Raw genomic sequence first — 19857 nt, 5'->3', positions numbered from 1 at the left:
CCCTTCCCGACCTGAGCGGCGGACGCCGCGACGGAACGACGACGACCCCCGGCATCCCCACGGATCCCGGGGGTCGTCGTCGTCCTGGCCCGGTGGACGTCCGGTACGCCGTCGGCCTCAGGCGGTGAGGCCCAGTGCACTCATGCGCCGTGAGTGGTTGCGGGTGAGCTGGGAGAACAGCTCGGTGGCCTGCCGGTAGTGGTCGGCCTCGTCGGCGAACAAGAGCCCTGCCAGGTACTCGCGCTCACTGGCCACGCGGCGCGCCTGCGTCAGCGCCTCACCCACCAGCCGCCGTCCCCACAGGGCCAGTCTGGACGCGAGCCGGGGATCGTCCGAGAGCGCCTCCTTGAGCCGCCGGTGCAGGTGCTCGGCGCCGTCGCCCGAATCGATCGTGCCGATGAGTTCCCGTGTCCGGCCGTCCAGGCTGTCCGCGAGGGATCGGTAGAAGTCGCCGGAGAAGGCGTCGATCACGTAGGCCTTCATGAGGGACTCGTACCAGTCACCCGGCCGCGTGCGCTCGTGGAACGCGTCGACGGAGGCCTGGAAGGGGGCCATGGAATCCTCGGCCGTCACGCCGAGGTCCTCCAGGAACGCGCTCACGTGCTCGAAGTGGGTGAACTCCTGGACCGCGAGACGGCCGAGGCTGGCGCGGTCGGCGAGGCTCGGGGAGAACCGCGCGTCCGAGGAGAGCCGCTCGAACCCCGACAGCTCGCCGTACGCGATGACACCGAGCAGGTCCGCGACGAACCGCGCGTAGCGGGGATCCGACAGCGGGTCCGCGGTCCGCGCGGAGGGCAGGGAGGGGGCGGGCGACGACGATCCCCCCGCAGGCGCTGAGGGCGGGGCCTGCGGGGCGTGACCCGCATCCGGCTCGGTCGCGGACGCCGTGCGAGGGGAGGAGCCGTTGTTCATTCGGCTAACACTACGCAATCGGGAGGGCGGGGCAACCTCCCGGAGGCACTCCACCGTGACCCGTCCCGCGTCCGTGCCCCACGGCCGCGCCGCTGCCCGTGATCCGTGCTCCTGCCCGATGTCCGTGCCGTGCGTTACGTTTGGCCTGTGCCCGCACAGCATATGGACCTCAGGGACCGGGAGTCACAGCAGCGCCTCACGGAGTCGCTGCGGGCCCTGCGTGCAGAACTCGACGTCCGCGAGCACTTCCCGGAGGACGTGCTCCGTGAGGCTGCGGCGGCGGTGGCGGACTCCACCCTCCCCGAGCTCGACCTCCGGGACCTGCCCCTGGTCACCATCGATCCCCCGGGGTCCACGGACCTCGACCAGGCCGTGCACCTGGCGCGACGCGCGGTCCCCGGGGACCCCGAGCACGCCCCGAGCGGGTACGAGGTCTGGTACGCCATCGCGGACGTCCCCCTCTTCGTCCGCCCGTCGGGCGCCATCGACACCGAGGCGAGACTCCGCGGGCAGACCCTGTACGCACCGGACGGGAGAGTCTCCCTGCACCCGGAGACCATCTCCGAGGACGCCGCGAGCCTGCTGCCCGGTCAGGACCGCCCGGCCTTCGTCTGGCACTTCCGCCTGGACGCGAGCGCCGGGGTGGAGTCCGTGACCGTGCGCCGCGCCGTCGTCCGGAGCCGACGTCAGCTGACCTACGGGCAGGTGCAGGCGGACCTCGACGCCGGGACCGCCGGGGAGGAGCTCCTCCTGCTGCGCGAGATCGGCCTGCTGCGCATCCGGCTGGAACTGGACCGCGGAGGGGCGAGCCTCAACCTGCCGCGCCAGGAGATCACCCACGACGGCGAGGCCTACGGCATCCTCACCGAGCCCGCGCTCCCCTGCGAGGACTGGAACGCGCAGATCTCCCTCATGACCGGCATGGCGGCCGCACGCATGATGCTCGACGGCGGCGTGGGGATCCTGCGCACACTGCCGGTACCGGACGAGGGCGCACTCGGGAAGTTCCGCCGGCAGGCCGAGGCGCTCGAGCACCCGTGGCCCGAGGACCTGTCCTACGGAGCGTTCCTCCGTTCGCTGGACGTCACCGACGCACCGCAGCTCGCGCTGATGCATGCCGCGGCGTCGCTCTTCCGCGGCGCCGGGTACACGGCGTTCGACGGCGAGACACCCGAGCTCGTGGTGCAATCGGCCATCGCCGCCCCCTACGCCCACACCACCGCACCGTTGCGGCGCCTCGTGGACCGGTTCGTCCTCGTCATCTGCGCCTCGCTCTGCGCCGGCGAGGAGGTACCGGACTGGGCGCGTACGGCCCTGCCGCAGCTCAATTCGCTCATGTCCGCCTCGAACCAGCTCGCCTCACGCCTCGATTCCGGGGCGATGGACGCCGTCCAGGCCGCCCTGCTGAGCAACCGTGTCGGCGAGGCGTTCTCCGCCGTCGTGCTCCAGGGCCCCCCGCCCGGGGGGGAGGCCGCCCCGGGGGGCAGGCCCCCCGCCTCTCCGGCGTCGTCCGGGTCCCCGCCCCGCCGCTGGAGGCCACGTGCTACGGCGAACTCACCGCAGGTCAGCGCGTCACGGTGATCCTCGTGGAGGCGGACATCGCCCGGCGGCGCATCCGGTTCGAGGCCAAGCCCGCGGACGCCACTCCTGCGCAGCCGGACGATGCCGTCCCGGGGAGCCGCGCAGGGTAGTCTTGGGGGCGTAGTCATGGATGCCCGGTCGTTGTCACCTCGATAACCCGCAGTACCTCCTCGATCCCGAGTCCTCCCAGCAGGCGCAGGCCCTCGCCGCAGCCCGCACGCAGTCGCAAGCCCGCGATCGGCTTCCACTGGACGCTCCGCGCCCGCCGATACGCTCCGCACCGGTGAATCCCAGCCGGGCGTCGAGCCTCAGTGGCCGCGGGGCCTGAAACGAACGGTAGAACGTGCAGAACACAGGAACAGACATCGCTGCGGCCACGGACGCCCAGCACCTCGTGGCGGACAACTCGGCGGACTCCGTCGACGTGGACCGGACGCTGGTCACCACGGAGGAGCCGCACGCAGCGGTCGAGCAGACCTTCGCGGACTTCAACGTGCGCCCCGACATCGTGGAGTCGCTCGCCGACGCCGGGATCACCCACCCGTTCCCCATCCAGGCGATGACGCTGTCGATCGCCCTCGGGGGCCACGACATCATCGGCCAGGCGAAGACCGGCACGGGCAAGACCCTCGGCTTCGGCATCCCGGCGATCCAGCGCGTGGTGGGCCCCGACGACGCCGGCTACGAGAAGCTGCCGGTCCCCGGCGCCCCGCAGGCGCTCGTCGTCGTCCCCACCCGTGAGCTCGCCGTGCAGGTGGCGAGCGACCTCACGACGGCGGCGAAGAAGCGCAACGCGCGGATCGTCACCATCTACGGCGGCCGTGCCTACGAGCCGCAGATCGAGGCGATCAAGCAGGGCGTCGAGATCGTGGTGGGGACCCCGGGCCGCCTGATCGACCTCTACCGGCAGAAGCTGCTGGTGCTCAAGAACGTGAAGATCGTGGTGCTGGACGAGGCCGACGAGATGCTGGACCTCGGCTTCCTGCCCGACGTCGAGACGCTGATCGCCGCGACGCCCCCCGTACGCCAGACGCTGCTGTTCTCGGCGACCATGCCCGGCCCCGTGATCGCCATGGCCCGCCGGTACATGACGCAGCCCACGCACATCCGCGCCGCGGATCCCGAGGACGACGGCATCACCAAGAAGGACATCCGCCAGGTCATCTATCGGGCGCACAACCTGGACAAGGCCGAGGTGGTGGCCCGGATCCTGCAGTCCCGCAACCGGGGCCGCGCCATCGTCTTCTGCAAGACCAAGCGCACCGCCGCGAAGCTCTCCGAGGAGCTGATCGACCGCGGGTTCGCGGCCGGCGCCATCCACGGTGACCTCGGCCAGGGTGCCCGCGAGCAGGCGCTGCGGGCCTTCCGCGGCGATAAGATCGACGTCCTCGTGGCCACCGAAGTGGCAGCCCGCGGGATCGACGTCGAGGACATCACGCACGTGATCAACTACCAGTGCCCGGAGGACGAGAAGGCCTACCTGCACCGCGTGGGGCGCACCGGCCGTGCAGGCAAGAAGGGCACCGCCGTGACCTTCGTGGACTGGGACGACGTGCCCCGCTGGGGCCTGATCAACAAGGCCCTGGGACTGGACACACCTGAGCCGGTGGAGACGTACTCCTCCTCCGCGCACCTCTACACGGATCTCGACATCCCCGAGGGCACCAAGGGTCGTCTCCCCCGCAAGGACCGCAAGCTCGCCGGCATCCACGCCGAGGTGCTCGAGGACCTCGGCGAGACCGGGAAGCGCGGCGACGCGCGCACCGGCGGCTCGGGCCGGTCCGGTGGCTCGCGCGCCGGCGGCTCGGGCCGGTCCGGTGGACGCAGTGGTTCGAACCGCGACTCCGGACGCGGGACGGGAGCCGACGATGCCGAGGGCTCACGTCGCTCACGCGGACGCGGCCGGGGCCGGGGCACCACGGCAGGTGCCGAGCCGGTGCAGCCCGCAGCCGACGCCGCGGCCACGTCCGGCGGACGCCGTCGTACTGCTGGCGAGGGCGAGGCACCCTCGGGTGACCGGCCGCGCCGCAGCCGCACACGCCGCCGCAACGGCGACGTCGTCGTGAAGCCCGCCGGTGGCACCGAGGACTAGCGCTCGGTGACCGGGCTCCCCGCGCCGTCCGCTCCCCCGGTCTGGAGGGCGGACGGCGCCAACCTCGTGGTGCACGCCGACAACGCGGAGTACCTCGCCACGCTGCCGGACGGCGCGTTCACCATGATCTACGTGGACCCCCCGTTCAACACGGGCCGGGTGCAGCGCCGGCAGCAGACGTCCATGGTGCGCGCCGCCGAGGGCGAGGGCGATCGCGTGGGCTTCAAGGGCATGTCCTACTCCACGGTGAAGGGTGTGCTCGCCTCCTACGACGACGCCTTCGAGGACTACTGGGACTTCCTCGCCCCCCGACTCGCCGAGGCCTGGCGGCTGCTGGCCGATGACGGCACGCTCTACCTGCACCTGGACTACCGCGAGGTGCACTACGCGAAGGTGATGCTGGACGCCCTGTTCGGACGGGAGTGCTTCCTCAACGAGATCATCTGGGCGTACGACTACGGGGCACGCTCGAGGAAGAAGTGGCCGGCGAAGCACGACAACATCCTGGTGTACGTCAAGGACCCCGCGCGGTACTACTTCAACAGCGACGAGGTGGACCGCGAGCCGTACATGGCGCCCGGGCTCGTGACCGCCGAGAAGGCCGCCCTCGGGAAACTCCCCACGGACGTGTGGTGGCACACCATCGTCTCCCCCACGGGGAGGGAGAAGACCGGGTACCCCACCCAGAAGCCCGAGGGCCTGCTGCGGCGCACCGTGGCGGCGAGCAGCCGTCAGGGCGACTGGGTGCTGGACTTCTTCGCCGGATCGGGCACCCTCGGGGCGGTGGCTGCGAAGCTCGGCCGGCGCTTCGTGTGCGTGGACAGCAATCCGCAGGCCGTCGACGTCATGCGCCTCCGCCTGGCACCCTGGACCTGACCCGCTCCTCGCACACATGGCACTGCACGGACGTGATGCCGGTTCGCCACGGATACAGCCGACCGGCCCATCGACGATGCCGTGACGGTACACCCGTGTCGGGCATACCCGATCCGCTGCACCCGATATCCCATCATGTCCGGGCCCCGAGACGTCGGATGTGCATCCACGGACGTGCTCCCGTGGTCGTCAGAGCGGACCGAACGCGCCGCGGGTGCCGGCGCCGGCAGCCGGCGGGTTCATGGACAGTCCTTCCAGAGCGGCCCGTGCCTTCCCGTTGTTCGCGATGTGGTGGCGGAACAGCCGGCGGGCGTGCCGGTGGTGCCAGCCCTGCAGGACGAAGCTCGCTGTGCACACGGCCCCGTACATGCCCCAGAGGCCGATGGACCAGGTGCTCGGACCGACACCGTTCGTCAGGTAGGGGATCAGCAGGACCAGGGATACGGCGATGACGGCCAGGACACCGGCCAGAGCACCCCTTCCCGGGGTGCGGACCCATACCTCACGATCAAGCCCTACGGGAGATGGAAGTGGCCGGTACCTGCAGTAGGCGGTGAAGGCGATCGCGAACAGGAGGAACAGGCCGGCGGCAAGCCCCAGGATGCCGGGAAGGACCACCTCGGCGGGAACGATCACGAGGGCCACGAGAAGCAGCACCGTGACTCCCCAGGAGTTCAGGAGCTGCACCCGGCGCAGAGACCATCGGTGCGCCAGGCTGCGCAACAGTGTCGGTCGTGCGGCCTCTTCAGGGTTCTCACCGGAGGGCTCGGCGTCGAGCCAGTGGCTCGACGGCTGCGGTCCGGGGGTCATCGACGGGTCCGACATATCCACCACTCCAACACGACACCACAGGAGCCTTCAACCCCTGGAGCGATCCCTCCCACCTCGCCATGCCTTGCCGGCTCCATCAGCACACCTAGCCGACATGGGTGCCCGTGGCCAGGGAGACGAGGGCCTCGAAGGTCTCGGGGGACGTGAGATTCTCCCCCAGCAGGTTGGGCTTCCCGCTGCCGTGGTAGTCGCTCGAACCCGTGACGAGCAGTCCGTGACGGTGCGCAAGTCGGCGCAGCTCCACCCGGGCGACCTCCGGGTTGTCCCGGTGCTCCACCTCGAGCCCGAGGAGCCCGGCGTCGATCATCTCCTCGATCACCGCCCCACCCACCACGGCGCCGCGGTTGAACGCGGACGGGTGGGCGAACACCGGCACGCCGCCGGCGTCCCGGATGAGGGCGACGGCGCGCGCGGGATGCGGCGCGTAGTGGCTGACCCAGTAGGGTGAGCGCGCTGTGAGTACCCGCTCGAACGCCTCGGAGCGGGTGGAGACGATCCCGAGGGTGATCAGCGCGTCGGCGATGTGCGGGCGGCCCACGGTGGCGCCGTCGCTCACGTGCTGCTGGACGATGTCCCAGGTGATCGGGAAGTCCTCCCCCATGAGCTCCACCATGCGCCGGGCGCGCGTCAGCCGGGCGGTGCGCGACTTCTCGATCTCCGCACGGAGGCCGGGGTGCGCGGGATCGTGGAGGTAGGAGAGCACGTGCACGCTGATCCCGGTGTCCGTGCTGCAGGAGACCTCCATGCCCGGCACGAAGATCATCCCCTGCTCGGCAGCCGCAGCAGCGGCGCCGTCCCAGCCCGCCGTGGAGTCGTGGTCGGTGAGCGCGACGGCGTCGAGACCTGCGGCCGCGGCGGAGACGATGAGCACGGCGGGGTCCTCGGTGCCGTCCGAGACGTTGGAGTGTGTGTGCAGGTCGATTCTCACCGGGTCCAATCTACGCGCCGCCGGTGACGCCGGCCTTCCTCCGGACACCCGCGGCACCCGCGCCGACCCCGGCGGAACTTCCCCGGCACACGGCTCCGATGAGACGATGACGGGATGAGCACCGACGACACCGCACCCGCAGACCTGTTCCCTCCCGACACGGCGGAGGGCCAGCCGCTCTCCTCCCGCAACGCGAACCGCCCCCAGCGTCCCGACTCGGACGCGTTCAGGGCGTTCATGGCCGAGGGCTGGGCGGCCTCGTCCTCCGATCTCCCCGCGGAGTCCCCGGTGGCCGCGCACGCGGCCCGCCGGCGTCGTGCGGTCTCCGAGCGTTTCCCGGGCGAGCGCCTGGTGATCCCGGCGGGCCCGTTCAAGGTCCGCTCCAACGACACCGACTACCGCTACCGCCCCCACTCCGGCTTCGCGCACCTCACCGGCCTGGGTCTCGACCACGAACCCGAGGCCGTGCTGGTCCTCGAGCCCGTGGACCACGGCGCGGGCGACGACGGCGGTAACCACACCGCCACCCTCTACTTCCGTGAACTCGCCGGACGCGACACCGCGGAGTTCTACGCCGATGCCCGCTACGGGGAGTTCTGGATCGGTTCACGCCTCTCCAGGGCGCAGGTGACGGCGCAGCTGGCCCTGGAGACCGCCGACCTCGGGGAGCTCGAGGTGGCCATCACCAAGGACGCCGGTGTCCCCGCGATCGGCGGTACCGGCATCAGGCTGCTCCGCGAGGTGGATCTGAATGCGGATGCCCTGGTGGACACCTCACGCATCAACACGGGCGTGGATCTCGAGAAGGCCGACGCCCTGGACGCGATCCTCGCCGAGGCGCTCTCCGAGCTCCGCCTCGTCAAGGACGCCTGGGAGGTGGAGCAGATGGAGGCGGCCGTCGCGGCGACCGTCAACGGTTTCCACGAGGTGGTCCGGACGCTCCCCCGCGCCATGACCCACCCCCGCGGCGAGCGCGTGGTCGAGGGTGCATTCTTCACCCGTGCCCGCGAGGAGGGCAACGACCTCGGGTACGACACCATCGCGGCCTCGGGGAACAACGCCACCACGCTGCACTGGATCCGCAACACGGGTGACCTGCGTGCGGGTGAACTCCTCCTGCTCGACGCCGGCGTGGAGGCGGAGAGCCTCTACACCGCGGACATCACCCGGACCCTGCCCATCAACGGCACGTACACCGAGATCCAGCGGAAGGTCTACCAGGCCGTGCTCGACGCCGCGGATGCCGGCTTCGCGGCCGCGCAGCCGGGCGTCCGGTTCCGGGAGATCCACCTCGCCGCCGTCACGGTGCTCGCCGAGAACCTGGACCGGTGGGGCCTGCTGCCGGTCTCCCTGGAGGAGGCACTCGCCGACGAGGGCCAGCACCACCGCCGGTGGATGCCGCACGGCACCAGCCACCACCTGGGCATGGACGTGCACGACTGCGCCCAGGCCAAGCGGGACCTCTACCTCGACGGCGTCCTGACGGAGGGCATGGTGTTCACCATCGAACCGGGCCTCTACTTCAAGGCCGAGGACCTCGCCGTCCCCGAGGAGTACCGGGGCATCGGCGTCCGGATCGAGGACGACATCCTGATGACCTCCGACGGCCCGGTCAACCTCAGTGCGGCGCTCCCCCGCGACCCGGACGACGTCGAGGACTGGATGGCCGGCATCTGGGGCAGCACGGGCGAATGAGCACGGCGATCCTCGGTCGGGGCATCCTCGGACGCCGCTGAGGGCCCCACCCCGACGACGACGGCAGGACCCCGACGGGTCCTTGCCGTCGTCGTACGTCCTGCAGGCCGGGACCCGACGGTCCTCCGCGGCTCGTCGGGTCCCGGGACTAGTGCTGGGGACCGTTCGTGGAGGAGGATCCGTTCCGTCCGTCCGGCGTCCCCGGACCCGGTGCGCCCGGCCCGGTGCCCTGCTGGTCGGTAGCAGCCGTGGTGCCGTCTGCCGGCGCACCCGGCTGGTCGGCGGGGGGGTGCGCCGCGCCCCGCGCGCCGCCCCGGGGGCGGCCGTCGGGCGGTGCGGGGACCGGCCCCGGCGCGGGCCGGTGGGCCCCGGCCCCGCCGTCCCTTCCTCGGGTGTCCCGGGATGCGCCGGCGGCTGCTGATCCGCATGACCACCCGGCTGCTGTGCCGGCTGTTGTCCTGCGACGGGCTGCTGGGGCTGCTGGGAACGGTACGGATCGTCCCAGGAGGCCGGGCGGTCGGGCGCCGGCGCCTGGGGTCCCTGCCCCTGGCCCCACCCGGTGGGTGCGGGACCGGGGTGCTGCGCCTGCCCGTTCATGGGGAGTTGCTGCAGCATGCGGCGGGCCTCGGCGGCGGGGCCCGGCTCCCCGATGATGTCGTAGCTGGGGGCGACCACCTGGCTCGTGGGGGGGAAGTCACGCTTCCCGCGCTGGAACGCGTAGGTGATCACCCCGAACAGCAACCAGAAGAGGGCACCGAGGGCGATAGAGGAGGTGATGGTGCTGACCATCTCGCTGCCACCGAAGAGACTGAGGATCAGTCCGACGAACAGCCCGAACCAGGCACCGCTGACCGCGCTGCTGAGCGCGACCCGCGGATAGCTCAGCCGACCGGTCACGCGCTCCACCATCCTCAGCTCGCTGCCGATGATGGCGACCTTCTGCACGGCGAACTTGTTGTCGGCGAGGTAGTCCACGGCTTTCTGGGCATCCAGGTAGCTGGTGTAGCGGCCGATGGTCTCACCGGTGGGCAGGGTCCGGCCCTGATCACGGGAGGGTGTTGTTCCGAGTGGTGTAGACATGTCCCCATTGTTCCGCACACCACGCGGTGACGGGAGCGTGCATCCACCGGGGTGGACCGGGTGGTGCACCCCGGTGGATGCGGGCCCTGGACGTGGTGCCGGATAGCCTTGGAGGGTGAACACCAACCCCACCCGCGTCTTCGTGGCCCGTCTGCTGGGCCTGGACGTGTTCGACCCCCTCGGGGACCGCCTCGGCCGCCTCCGTGACGCCGTGGTACTGGACCGCGGTCCGGCGAGACCACCGCACGTGGTGGGCCTGGTGGTGGAGGTACCGGGCAAGAAGCGGGTCTTCGTGCCGATGACGCGCATCACCTCCATGGACCCCTCCCAGATCATCTGCACCGGACTCGTGAATCTGCGCCGCTTCGAGCAGCGCGGTGCCGAGATGCTGATGGTGGCCGAGCTGTTCGACCGCCGGATCTCACTGCGCGACGGCAGCGGCAGCGGCACGGTCGAGGACATCGCGATGGAACGCAACCGGACCGGCGACTGGCACGTGTCCCAGCTCTTCGTCCGCCGGGGTGGCTCCACCTCGCCGCTGCGGGGCCTGCGCCGCGGTGGGGGGCACCTCATCATCGACTGGCTCGACGCCTTCCACGGTCCCGTGGACGAACCCCAGGGCGCCACCCAGTTCGTGGCCCAGCACGACGACCTCAAGGCCGCCGACTTCGCCGACGCGCTGCACGAGATGAACGACAAACGGCGCCTCGAGGTGGCGGGGGAACTGCAGGACGACCGCCTCGCCGACGTGCTGCAGGAACTGCCCGACGACGACCAGGTGCAGATCCTCACCTCCCTCACGCCCGAGCGTGCGGCCGACGTCCTCGAGGAGATGGACCCGGACGACGCCGCGGACCTCCTCAACGAGCTGACCGACGTGCAGAAGGAGGAGCTCCTCCAGCTCATGGAGCCCGAGGACGCCGAGGACGTCCGGCGACTGCTCGAGTACGAGGAGGACACCGCGGGTTCCCTCATGACCACGGTCCCGGTGATCCTGCCCCCCGAGGCCACCGTGGCCGAGGCCCTCGCCCACGTCCGCCGCGAGGAGCTCACCCCGGCCCTGGCGTCCTCCATCTTCGTCTGCAGACCACCGCTGGAGACACCCACCGGCCGGTACCTCGGCGTCGTGCACATCCAGCAGCTGCTGCGCTACCCGCCGCCGGAGCCGCTCGGCAACATCATCGACACCGATCTGGAGGCCGTGGGCGACCAGGGGAACGTCAGCGACGTCTCCCGCATGCTCGCCACCTACAACCTGAACTCCCTGCCGGTGGTGAACTCCGACGGCCGTCTGGTCGGTGCGGTGACGGTCGACGACGTCCTCGACCACCTCCTGCCGGACGACTGGCGTGCCCAGGACGGCACCCCCCGATCGAAACGAGGTGACCGCCGTGGTTGAGAAGATCAGATCGAGTTCCAGCGGGCTCGACACCCCCCGCGCGAGCCGCACGAGGCTGCTCCCGCGCATCCGGCCCAACCCGGACGCCTTCGGCAGTGCCACCGAGAACTTCGCCCGGTTCATGGGCACACCCCAGTTCCTGGTCTACATGACGGTGTTCTGCGCCGTGTGGCTGACCTGGAACACGGTGGCACCGGAGAACCTGCGCTTCGACAGCGCCGCCATCGGGTTCACGCTGCTGACCCTGATGCTCTCGCTCCAGGCCTCCTACGCGGCACCCCTGCTGCTGCTGGCGCAGAACCGCCAGGACGACCGCGACCGGGTGTCCCTGCAGCAGGACCGCCAGCGCGCCGAACGCAACCTCTCCGACACCGAGTACCTCACCCGGGAGATCGCCGAGCTGCGGATCGCCCTGCGGGAGGTGGCCACCCGTGACTACGTACGCTCGGAGCTCCGCTCGGTCCTCGAGGAGCTCCTCGAGACCTCGGACGGCCAGGAGGTCACGCTGCACAAGCGCAAGCCCCGCAGGCCCTCCGAGAACACGGTCTCGATCCCCAAGGTGCAGCCCGGCGGGAGGAAGCCGTCGCGGTGAACGGACAGATCCCGTCCGAGGAGGTCCTCCGCAGTGCCCTCGCCTCCGTGATCGACCCCGAGCTGCGCCGTCCCATCACGGAGCTCGGCATGCTGGACTCCGTCACGCTGCGGGACGGGACCGCCCACGTGCGGGTGCTGCTGACCATCGCCGGCTGCCCCCTGCGGGAGACCATCACGGGTGACACCGAGGCCGCTCTCGGCGCCGTGGACGGGGTGGACGCCGTGGAGGTGGAGCTCGGCGTCATGGACCAGGCCCAGCGGGACGCCCTGAAGGAGCAACTCAAGGGCAGGGGCGGCGAGCGCGGCATCCCCTTCAACGATCACTCCTCCCTCACCCGGGTGTACGCCGTGGCCAGCGGCAAGGGCGGTGTGGGCAAGTCCAGCGTGACGGTGAACCTCGCCGTGGCGATGGCTGCACAGGGGTTGCGGGTGGGCATCGTGGACGCCGACGTGTACGGCTTCTCCGTCCCGGCCCTGATGGGGATCACCCAGCAGCCCACGCGCGTGGACGAGCTGATCCTGCCACCGGTGGCGCACGGCGTGAAGGTCATCTCGATCGGCATGTTCGTGGAGGGGAACCAGCCGATCTCCTGGCGCGGGCCCATGCTGCACCGGGCGCTGGAGCAGTTCCTCACCGATGTGCACTTCGGTGACCTGGATGCCCTGTTCCTCGATCTGCCGCCGGGCACCGGTGACATCGCGATCTCCGTGGCACAGCTGCTCCCGGCGTCGGAACTGCTGATCGTGACCACCCCGCAGAGCGCGGCGGCCGATGTCGCCGAGCGTGCCGGTGCCATGGCGGTGCAGACGGGTCAGCGGGTGGCGGGCGTCATCGAGAACATGTCGTGGCTGGAGCTGCCGGGCGGCGAACGCCTGGAGCTGTTCGGTGCAGGCGGTGGCACCGTGGTCGCCGAGCGGCTCTCCGGCGCCCTCGGCACCGACGTCCCCCTCCTCGGGAGCATCCCCCTGGAGGTGGCGCTGAGGGAGGGCGGCGACGCCGGGACACCACTGGTGCTCGACCCCGGGCATGCTGCGGGCAGGACCCCGGCCGCGGCCGCCCTGACCTCCATCGCCTCGGCGCTCTCCCGCAGGCCGCGCGGGCTGGAGGGCGTGAGACTCCCCGTGGCCCCCCGCTGAGCAACCCCCGGTGCCGCCCTTCCGGGAGGCCTGGGCCTCAGGTGGCCTCGAGGTCGTAGGGGGCGGGTTGCCCGGCGCGGAGCCGGGTGCCGACGGGCACGGAACGCGATCCGCCCGGCGTGGGCGTGGGCGGGGTGGTGGCAGGGGCGGCCTTCGGTGCACCCGGGCTGACGGGTTTGAACACGTCCTCGATGTCGTCCAGCAGGGCATCCTTGATGATGCGCCGCGGGTCGTACTGCCGGGGGTCGAGCTTGCGCCAGTCGACCTCGTCGAGCTCAGGACCCACTTCCTCCCGCAGCTGCTCCCTCGCGTCCGTGGCCATCCGCTTGAGTCCTCTGACCAGCCGGGCGAGCTGCGCCGCGTACTCCGGAAGCCGTTCCGGCCCGAGCACCACCACGGCGATGATCGCCAGGACCACGAATTCCGGACCGTTGATTCCCACCACCGTAAAAGATTACCTTCCTGAACCGCCTGCTCTGCACGCGGCCCCCGCGGAGTGGCGGCCGCATCCGGAGGTCCGCCCGACGCCGTGCGGGCGGGTCACTGCCCGGCGCCCCCGGGGGTGGTGATGGTCGCCAGTCCGCGCACGATGCGCTCGAGCATCGAGTCCTGCTGCTCGTCCGGGTCGAAGGAGAGCTGGGCCCGCTCCGTCTGGACGAGCGACCCCATGGTCTGCGGCATCGCCGACGCCGGCAGGTCCGAGATCACGGTGTAGGTGACCGACGGCGAGTCCAGCACCACCTGCCAGGGATCGCCCTCACGTAGCCACAGATCGCGTCCGCTGCCGCCGATGTGCTCGAAGCCGTCCGCGGAGACCGGATCTCCCGTGACGGGGCTCAGTGGTCCTCCGCGATCCCGCGCCTCGCCGCCCTTGCGCTGCTCGTACACCGTCACGGTGTCGCCGTCCTTCTCGAGCACCAGTTCGAGTGTGGGCGTGCCGGCCACCGTGATCCCCTCGGCACTGCGCAGGGTGAACCCGAGCGATTCCAGCTCCGGGCAGTACCACCCCCCGGCCCGCAGCGTCTCGAGCTGCTCCTCGTCCAGGGAGGCCGGTGTGCGCGGGGCCACGGAGTCCCAGCCGGCCCGCATCGCCGTGATGTTCGAGGGACCGGGGTCGGGAGTCTGCTCGGCCCCCATCACATAGGCTCCCGTGAGCACGGCGCCGGCCACCACCGCCGTACCGCCTGCGGCCACCGTCAGCGTCCGGCGTCGGCGGACCGGACCGGCGTGCTTGCCGGCCGGGTGAGGACCCACCGCGGTGGCTCCTCCCGGCCCGTGCGCACCGGGAGCGGGAGCCGCCGGCGTCGAGGCGAAGCCCGGTGCCAGGAGCCGGCGCTGCAGTGCGGGGTCCGGGTCGGGGTTGCGCAGTCCGAGCAGTGAGCTCTTCAGCCCCCGGAGCCGGCCGAGCGCCGTGGCGCAGGAGGCGCAGCGTGCCACGTGGCGCTCCACGGCGATGCGCCGGCGGTCGGACAACTCGCCGTCCACTAGGTCCTGGAGGGAACGGTACGGGTGCAGCATGACGCTCCTAGCCCAGACCGGCGATCCTCGTCAGGCCCAGCGCGACTCCGTTGCTGCCCGGCCTGCGCGGATCGCGGTGGGCGAGCTTCTCCCGCAGCATGGTCCTCCCGCGGTGGATACGCGAACGGACCGTACCGAGCTTCACACCCAGTGCCTGGGCCACCTCGTCGTAGGACAGACCCTCGAGGTCGCACAGCACCACGGCGGCGCGGAAGTCCGGCGGCAGGTCCTCCAGGGCGGACTGGACGTCGATGTCCAGGTTGTTGAACTCGAAGCTGCGTTCCGGACCGGGGTGACGGCTCGGGAGCCGGCTCTCCGCCTCCTCGGTCAATCCGTCGAAACGGATGCGCGTCTTCCGCCGGGCCTGGTCGAGGAACAGATTGGTGGTGATGCGGTGGAGCCACCCGTCCAGCGTCCCGGGGGTGAAGTTCGCGAGGGAGCGGAACACCCGCACGAAGACCTCCTGGGTGAGGTCCTCGGCGTCGAACCGGTTCCCGGTGAGCCGGTACGCCAGGCGGTAGACCTTCGGTGAGTAGTTGGTCACCACCTCCTCCCAGGACGGCGGGACCCACGGGCTCCCGTGCTCGTCCAGCGGCACCTGCTCCGGGCCCGCCGGAACAGCACTCTGAGCAGTATTCACACTAGACATCATGTTCCCCTTCTCGCCCCGGGTCCTCCCGGCTCCCCACCGGCGGACGGCCGGGATACGGCGACTCCATCGTGGGTTCGGGGCTGCACTCGTGCTGGATGTCCCGAGTGAAAATTCTTTCCCACCAAGCTGAGAGCGAGCTGGCAGGCAGGGGCATGCCGGGCGGGGTTGACCGGACGGTGTGCGCATGGCATGGAAGTGCGGGCCGCACGCACAGTAGTGTTGGGGCGGGCCGTCGAGAACGCCCGTCCACTCCTCCACACCCATCAGAGAACGGATGTCCATGGCCGCCGACAAACACAGCAGCTGGTCCTACACGGAGAATCTTCCCACCGAGGACGACATCCTGCTCAGGGCCCGGGACCGCTCGCACGAACTCGGCGTGGCCCCGGTGACCCCCGCGGTCGGCGCGGCGCTCACTGTGCTGGCGGCCGCGTCGAAGGCGAGCACCGCGGTGGAGGTGGGTGCCGGGGCGGGCGTGTCCGGGGTCTGCCTCCTGCGTGGTCTCGGCAGGAACGCCGTGCTGACCACCATCGACTCCGACGTGGACCACCTGCGTGCGGCCCGTGAGGCGTATGCGGAGGCCGGAATCCCCTCGAACCGGACGCGCACCATCTCGGGCCGGGCCGCCGACGTCCTCCCGCGGCTCACCGACTCCGCGTACGATCTCGTGTTCATCGACGCCGACAAGGCGGGCCTGCCCACCTACGTCCAGCAGGCCACCCGGCTGCTGAAGACCGGCGGCATCATGATCGTCAACGACGCCCTCGACCAGGGCCGCGTGGCGGAGCCCGCCGTCCGGGACCAGTCGACCAACACGCTGCGGCAGGTGGGCAGGACGATCCGCGAGGACGAGACCCTGGTGTCGGCCCTGATACCCACCGGCACGGGATTGCTGCTGGCGGTCAAGCAACAGGCGTAGCAGGAGGCCGACGTCACGGACCGGTCCGTGACGTCGGCCGGTCCGTGCTGTCGACTAGTTCGTGACGGTGAGCAGGCAGTCCTTGAGGTTGCCCGCCTCCTCCGCGTTCAGTTCGACGACGAGGCGCCCGCCACCGTCGATCGGCACCCGCATGATGAGGCTGCGTCCTTCCTTCGTGACTTCCATCGGTCCATCGCCGGTACGCGGTTTCATGGCAGCCATGGAGGGGGTCCCTTTCGACAGGGCGCAACCGCAGTGGGCGGTCACGCAGCAGTAGTTCCGTGCACAGCATCCCGACCCATGGGCAGGGCCGACGGCGCACATCATCAGCTACATTATCCAGCACAAGCGCACCACCTGCTAATTCGTCTGCGGCGTGGATCACACTCAGGGCGGGTAGTCGCCCGTCGGGGTGGTGGGCGTCCAGCCCCACAGCCGGTCCACCCAGAGGAACTGCAGCATTACGGACAGCGGGAGGATCACCCAGAGGATGCGGCCGTGCCGCACGCGGGAGACGGCGAGCGCCAGTGGTACCAGGGGCAGGAGGATCCGCCACGTACTGGACTGCGGGTCCCAGAACGCGGCCAGGTAGAGCAGGTACCCGATGCACCAGGCGACGAGGACGGGGCCGAGCGAGCGCACCCCGGGCAGCAGGAACAGGGCGGCGACGCCGAGGAGCAGTCCCGCGACCACGAGGGCGCCGGCCACCGGGCCCACCGTCGCAGCGGCGCCCTGGTACCAGGGGACGAAGGGCACGAGGTGCTCCCCGCGCCACGCCGTCTCGGTGTCCACGTAGGCGTCCCGGCGTCCCGTGACCAGCCACGCGATCGCGGGCCAGGCGAGCGCCCCCGCGGAGGAGACGACGCCGAGCAGGAACAGGGGGACCAGGCCCCTCCGGATCCGCTCCTGCACGGCGGCGCCCTCCTGCACAGCGGCGCCCTCCCGCCCGCCGGCGCCCCCCGCCGGGCGCCGGCCCCGCCAGGCCGCGTGGACCACGAGGATCCCCACCATGAGCGCGAAGGGCACTCCGGCGGGTCTGGCCAGGCACATGACCAGGGCCACCGGCATCGCGGTGTAGTAGCGCCCCGTCGCCACGAGGAGCAGCGCCGTGGTGAGCAGGAGCAGATGCAGGGACTCGGCGTACGGGACCTGCAGGACGGCGGAGACCGGGGAGAGGACGACGACGGCGACCCCCGCCAGGGCCGGGCGGTGTGCGGCCGCGAGGCGGAACAGCCGGTAGAGCACGAGGGAGGCCGCCGCTGCCGCGACCACGGACACGGCGGGGGGGGGGGCGCCCCCCCCGAGTCCCGTCAGGAGATCGAGGACCCGCACCGTACCGGGGTAGAGCGGCAGGAAGGCCCACTGGTTGTGCAGCACCACCCCGTCCCCGTCCAGCGGGAGTTCCGTGGGGTACCCCTCGGAGTAGATCCGGTGGTACCAGCCGCTGTCCCAGAAGTCGACGAACGTCGCGTAGTCGGGTGCCGGCCCCGACCACGGGCTGCTGCCCTGCCGGCTCGCGGCGAGCAGCAGGAGCAGGGTGGAGATCACCCGGCTCACTGCGAACACCGCCAGGACCTGGAGGGACCAGTGCACGGAGCCGCGCACCGGGACGCTCCCGACGGCCGTGCTCATGAGGGCCCGGGCAGGACTGCAGGGTCCTCGTCCCGGCTCCGGCAGCCCCGCCGCCAGCAGTCCCGCAGGTGGTCGTCCACGTACCCGGTGGCCTGCAGCATGGCGTAGGCGGTGGTGGGCCCCACGAAGCGGAAGCCGACGGAGCGCAGTTCGCGGGCCAGCGCCGTACTCTCCGGCGTGATCGCGGGGACGTCGGCGAGGGTGCGCGGCGCGGGACCGGGTGCGGGGCGGTGGCGTTCCAGGAGGGACGTGAGCGGCGCATCCCCGGGCAGGCGGAGCAGCGCCTGCGCATTGGCCACGGTCGCCGTGATCTTGCGCCGGTTGCGTACGATCCCGGCGTCACCCAGAAGACGCTCGACGTCGTCCGCGTCGAAGGCGGCGACCACGGCCGGGTCGAAGCCCCGGAAGGCGCTGCGGAACGCCTCCCGCTTCCGCAGGATCGTGATCCAGCTCAGTCCCGATTGGAACGCCTCGAGAGTGAGCCGCTCGAAGAGCGCGGTCTCGCCGTGCACGGGCGTGCCCCACTCCTCGTCGTGGTAGCGCTCGTAGTCGGCGCTCGAGACGGCCCAGCCACAGCGCGGCCGCCCGTCGGAGCCGGGCACCGCGCCGCTCACCGCTCGGCGTCCGGGGGTGCGCCGACCTGCGAGCGCAGGAGACGGAGCTCCGCGTCGCGCTCCTCGAGGGCGGCTGCCAGGCGGTCCAGCACCTCGTCCACCTGGTCCATCCGGTACCCGCGCAGTCCGAGGCCGAACCGGACGGCGTCCACGTCGGCGGCACCGGGGACCTCCGGCAGCAGCACCGGCGGGAGCCCGGCCACCGGTTCCACCAGACCGAACCCGTCCGTCCGGGGTGCGGCCCGCCCCACGGTCCCGCCGCCGTCGTTCCCGTCGCCGCCGCGGTCGTTCCCGGGACCGGGATCCCTGCGCCACGGGGCTCCCGGGAGGGAGCGGCCCGAGGCCAGGAGCGCGGTACCCCCCAGCAGCAGGATCGAGAGGATCACCAGGAAAACAGTCACGCCATCATGGTGCCAGAGACCCTGCGCGCAGGGCTCACGCCGGGCGGTGGTGTCCCGCGGAGGAGACCACGATCTCCAGTGCCTCCTCCACCGTGTCCACCAGCTGCAGGAGGTCGAGGTCGTGGGCGGAGACCGTGCCCTCGGCCAGCAGCGTCCCCTCGATCCAGGCGAGCAGCGGCCGCCAGTAGTCCACGCCGATCAGCACGATCGGGAAGGAGGTCACCTTGCCCGTCTGCACCAGGGTCATGGCCTCGAACAGTTCGTCCAGGGTGCCGAAGCCGCCCGGCAGCACCACGAAGCCGCTGGCGTACTTCACGAACATGGTCTTGCGGGCGAAGAAGTAGCGGAAGTTGATGCCGAGATCCACCCACTCGTTCATCCCCTGCTCGAACGGCAGCTCGATACCCAGCCCCACCGAGGTACCTCCGGCCTCGCACGCCCCCTTGTTCGCGGCCTCCATGGCACCCGGTCCGCCACCGGTGATCACCGCGTACCCGGAATCGACGAGCCGGCGTCCGAGTTCCTCACCCATCGTGTAGTAGCGGGAGTCCCGCGCCGTCCGCGCCGAACCGAACACGCTGATCGCGGGGCCCAGGTCCGCGAGGGTACCGAAGCCCTCGACGAACTCGCTCTGGATCCGCAGGACCCGCCACGGGTCGGTGCGCGTGAAGTTCCCGGTGTCGTCCTCGTCCAGCAGCATGCGGTCCGACTGCGGTGCGCTCGCCTGGCCCCGGCGGAGCTCCACCGATCCCTTGCGCCGCGTGGTCCTCCCCGTCGAGGGATCCGTCGCGGTGGGATGGTCCGGGTACCGCGAGGAGGCGGCACCACCGGGTCCGGTGGGTCCGTCGGTGCTGGTCGAGGGGTGCTGGGATTCGGGCATTTCCCAAGGCTACCCGGCGCAGGTGCCCGGACGCCGCTTTGGTTGCACTTCGATCCCGCTCGGCTCCCGCCGGTCCTTGTGTATTGCTGGAAACAATAGTTCGCTAGATTTCTCCC

20 protein-coding genes and 1 pseudogene are annotated in these 19857 nt (G+C 71.1%); 9 read left to right on the top strand and 12 right to left on the bottom strand.

Annotated elements, in window-relative coordinates; all coding sequences use genetic code 11:
* Positions 1-117 precede the first annotated feature (117 nt).
* Positions 118-912, bottom strand: coding sequence for a ferritin-like fold-containing protein (locus tag AC792_RS02680; protein ID WP_082177312.1), 795 nt, complete (start codon positions 910-912; stop codon positions 118-120).
* Between the two features lie 147 nt (positions 913-1059).
* Here AC792_RS02680 and AC792_RS02675 point away from each other — a divergent pair, with 147 nt between their 5' ends.
* From AC792_RS02675 to AC792_RS02665, 4 genes are all read left to right on the top strand, one after another.
* Positions 1060-2493: a ribonuclease catalytic domain-containing protein gene (locus AC792_RS02675; RefSeq protein ID WP_235436314.1), complete on the top strand. Its 1434-nt coding sequence runs from the start codon at positions 1060-1062 to the stop codon at positions 2491-2493.
* A complete protein-coding gene (locus tag AC792_RS17635) occupies positions 2442-2603 on the top strand; it encodes a hypothetical protein (RefSeq protein ID WP_235436318.1) in 162 nt (53 codons plus the stop codon). Before AC792_RS02675 ends, AC792_RS17635 begins: the two co-directional genes overlap by 52 nt.
* A gap of 314 nt (positions 2604-2917) precedes the next feature.
* On the top strand, positions 2918-4585 hold the full coding sequence (locus AC792_RS02670) for a DEAD/DEAH box helicase (protein ID WP_442853593.1): 1668 nt from the start codon (positions 2918-2920) through the stop codon (positions 4583-4585).
* Between the two features lie 6 nt (positions 4586-4591).
* Positions 4592-5461 carry a DNA-methyltransferase gene (locus AC792_RS02665; protein WP_049829041.1) on the top strand — a complete coding sequence of 290 codons (870 nt, stop codon included), beginning with the start codon at positions 4592-4594 and terminating at the stop codon, positions 5459-5461.
* Between the two features lie 189 nt (positions 5462-5650).
* Here the strand turns inward: AC792_RS02665 and AC792_RS02660 are convergent, their stop codons facing one another.
* Positions 5651-6271: a hypothetical protein gene (locus AC792_RS02660; protein WP_160317592.1), complete on the bottom strand. Its 621-nt coding sequence runs from the start codon at positions 6269-6271 to the stop codon at positions 5651-5653.
* A gap of 106 nt (positions 6272-6377) precedes the next feature.
* Entirely contained in the window at positions 6378-7220 is an 843-nt protein-coding gene (locus AC792_RS02655; RefSeq protein ID WP_049829080.1) for a PHP domain-containing protein, read from the bottom strand.
* 114 nt (positions 7221-7334) lie between these two features.
* On the opposite strand from AC792_RS02655, the gene AC792_RS02650 reads away from it, so the two are divergent.
* Positions 7335-8915 carry an aminopeptidase P family protein gene (locus AC792_RS02650; protein ID WP_049829039.1) on the top strand — a complete coding sequence of 527 codons (1581 nt, stop codon included), beginning with the start codon at positions 7335-7337 and terminating at the stop codon, positions 8913-8915.
* 813 nt (positions 8916-9728) lie between these two features.
* Here AC792_RS02650 and AC792_RS17985 read toward each other — a convergent pair.
* Positions 9729-9995 (bottom strand): annotated as a pseudogene (locus AC792_RS17985) (general stress protein); the annotation flags it as partial.
* Positions 9996-10110: 115 nt separating this feature from the next.
* Here AC792_RS17985 and AC792_RS02645 point away from each other — a divergent pair.
* Genes AC792_RS02645 through AC792_RS02635 form a run of 3 tightly spaced genes read left to right on the top strand, consistent with a single transcriptional unit; the run spans position 10111 to position 13125 of the window.
* Positions 10111-11394 carry a magnesium transporter MgtE N-terminal domain-containing protein gene (locus AC792_RS02645; protein WP_049829038.1) on the top strand — a complete coding sequence of 428 codons (1284 nt, stop codon included), beginning with the start codon at positions 10111-10113 and terminating at the stop codon, positions 11392-11394.
* A complete protein-coding gene (locus AC792_RS02640) occupies positions 11387-11986 on the top strand; it encodes a DUF1003 domain-containing protein (protein WP_049829079.1) in 600 nt (199 codons plus the stop codon). The genes AC792_RS02645 and AC792_RS02640 overlap by 8 nt, the downstream gene beginning before the upstream one ends.
* Positions 11983-13125 carry an Mrp/NBP35 family ATP-binding protein gene (locus AC792_RS02635; protein WP_082177310.1) on the top strand — a complete coding sequence of 381 codons (1143 nt, stop codon included), beginning with the start codon at positions 11983-11985 and terminating at the stop codon, positions 13123-13125. The genes AC792_RS02640 and AC792_RS02635 overlap by 4 nt, the downstream gene beginning before the upstream one ends.
* A 37-nt stretch (positions 13126-13162) precedes the next feature.
* Here AC792_RS02635 and AC792_RS02630 read toward each other — a convergent pair whose 3' ends face one another.
* The 3 genes from AC792_RS02630 to sigE form a co-directional block, all read right to left on the bottom strand.
* Positions 13163-13570: a sec-independent translocase gene (locus AC792_RS02630; RefSeq protein WP_049829037.1), complete on the bottom strand. Its 408-nt coding sequence runs from the start codon at positions 13568-13570 to the stop codon at positions 13163-13165.
* Positions 13571-13665: 95 nt separating this feature from the next.
* Positions 13666-14643 (bottom strand): anti-sigma factor family protein, encoded by a 978-nt coding sequence (locus AC792_RS02625; protein WP_049829036.1) that lies wholly within the window; start codon positions 14641-14643, stop codon positions 13666-13668.
* Positions 14644-14650: 7 nt separating this feature from the next.
* Positions 14651-15292 (bottom strand): RNA polymerase sigma factor SigE, encoded by a 642-nt coding sequence (gene sigE / locus AC792_RS02620; protein WP_235436317.1) that lies wholly within the window; start codon positions 15290-15292, stop codon positions 14651-14653.
* A gap of 283 nt (positions 15293-15575) precedes the next feature.
* On the opposite strand from sigE, the gene AC792_RS02615 reads away from it, so the two are divergent.
* Complete coding sequence (locus AC792_RS02615) at positions 15576-16214, top strand: O-methyltransferase (RefSeq protein ID WP_049829077.1); 639 nt, start codon at positions 15576-15578, stop codon at positions 16212-16214.
* A gap of 54 nt (positions 16215-16268) precedes the next feature.
* Here AC792_RS02615 and AC792_RS16010 read toward each other — a convergent pair whose 3' ends face one another.
* The 5 genes from AC792_RS16010 to AC792_RS02595 all read right to left on the bottom strand — a co-directional run bounded on the left by AC792_RS16010 (position 16269) and on the right by AC792_RS02595 (position 19741).
* On the bottom strand, positions 16269-16436 hold the full coding sequence (locus AC792_RS16010) for a DUF3117 domain-containing protein (RefSeq protein ID WP_082177308.1): 168 nt from the start codon (positions 16434-16436) through the stop codon (positions 16269-16271).
* A 165-nt stretch (positions 16437-16601) separates the two neighbouring features.
* Positions 16602-17846 (bottom strand): hypothetical protein, encoded by a 1245-nt coding sequence (locus tag AC792_RS02610; protein WP_049829034.1) that lies wholly within the window; start codon positions 17844-17846, stop codon positions 16602-16604.
* Positions 17843-18448 (bottom strand): DNA-3-methyladenine glycosylase I, encoded by a 606-nt coding sequence (locus AC792_RS02605; RefSeq protein ID WP_235436313.1) that lies wholly within the window; start codon positions 18446-18448, stop codon positions 17843-17845. Before AC792_RS02605 ends, AC792_RS02610 begins: the two co-directional genes overlap by 4 nt.
* An 8-nt stretch (positions 18449-18456) precedes the next feature.
* Positions 18457-18861 carry a DivIVA domain-containing protein gene (locus tag AC792_RS02600; RefSeq protein ID WP_049829032.1) on the bottom strand — a complete coding sequence of 135 codons (405 nt, stop codon included), beginning with the start codon at positions 18859-18861 and terminating at the stop codon, positions 18457-18459.
* A gap of 34 nt (positions 18862-18895) precedes the next feature.
* Positions 18896-19741, bottom strand: a complete 846-nt coding sequence (locus AC792_RS02595; protein ID WP_082177307.1) for a TIGR00730 family Rossman fold protein — start codon at positions 19739-19741, stop codon at positions 18896-18898.
* Positions 19742-19857 lie beyond the last annotated feature (116 nt).

The organism is Arthrobacter sp. RIT-PI-e, assembly GCF_001187915.1.
Taxonomy (GTDB): domain Bacteria; phylum Actinomycetota; class Actinomycetes; order Actinomycetales; family Micrococcaceae; genus Arthrobacter_D.
The sequence above is the reverse complement of the archived record's forward strand: the minus strand, read 5'-3'. Positions and strand labels throughout refer to the sequence as shown.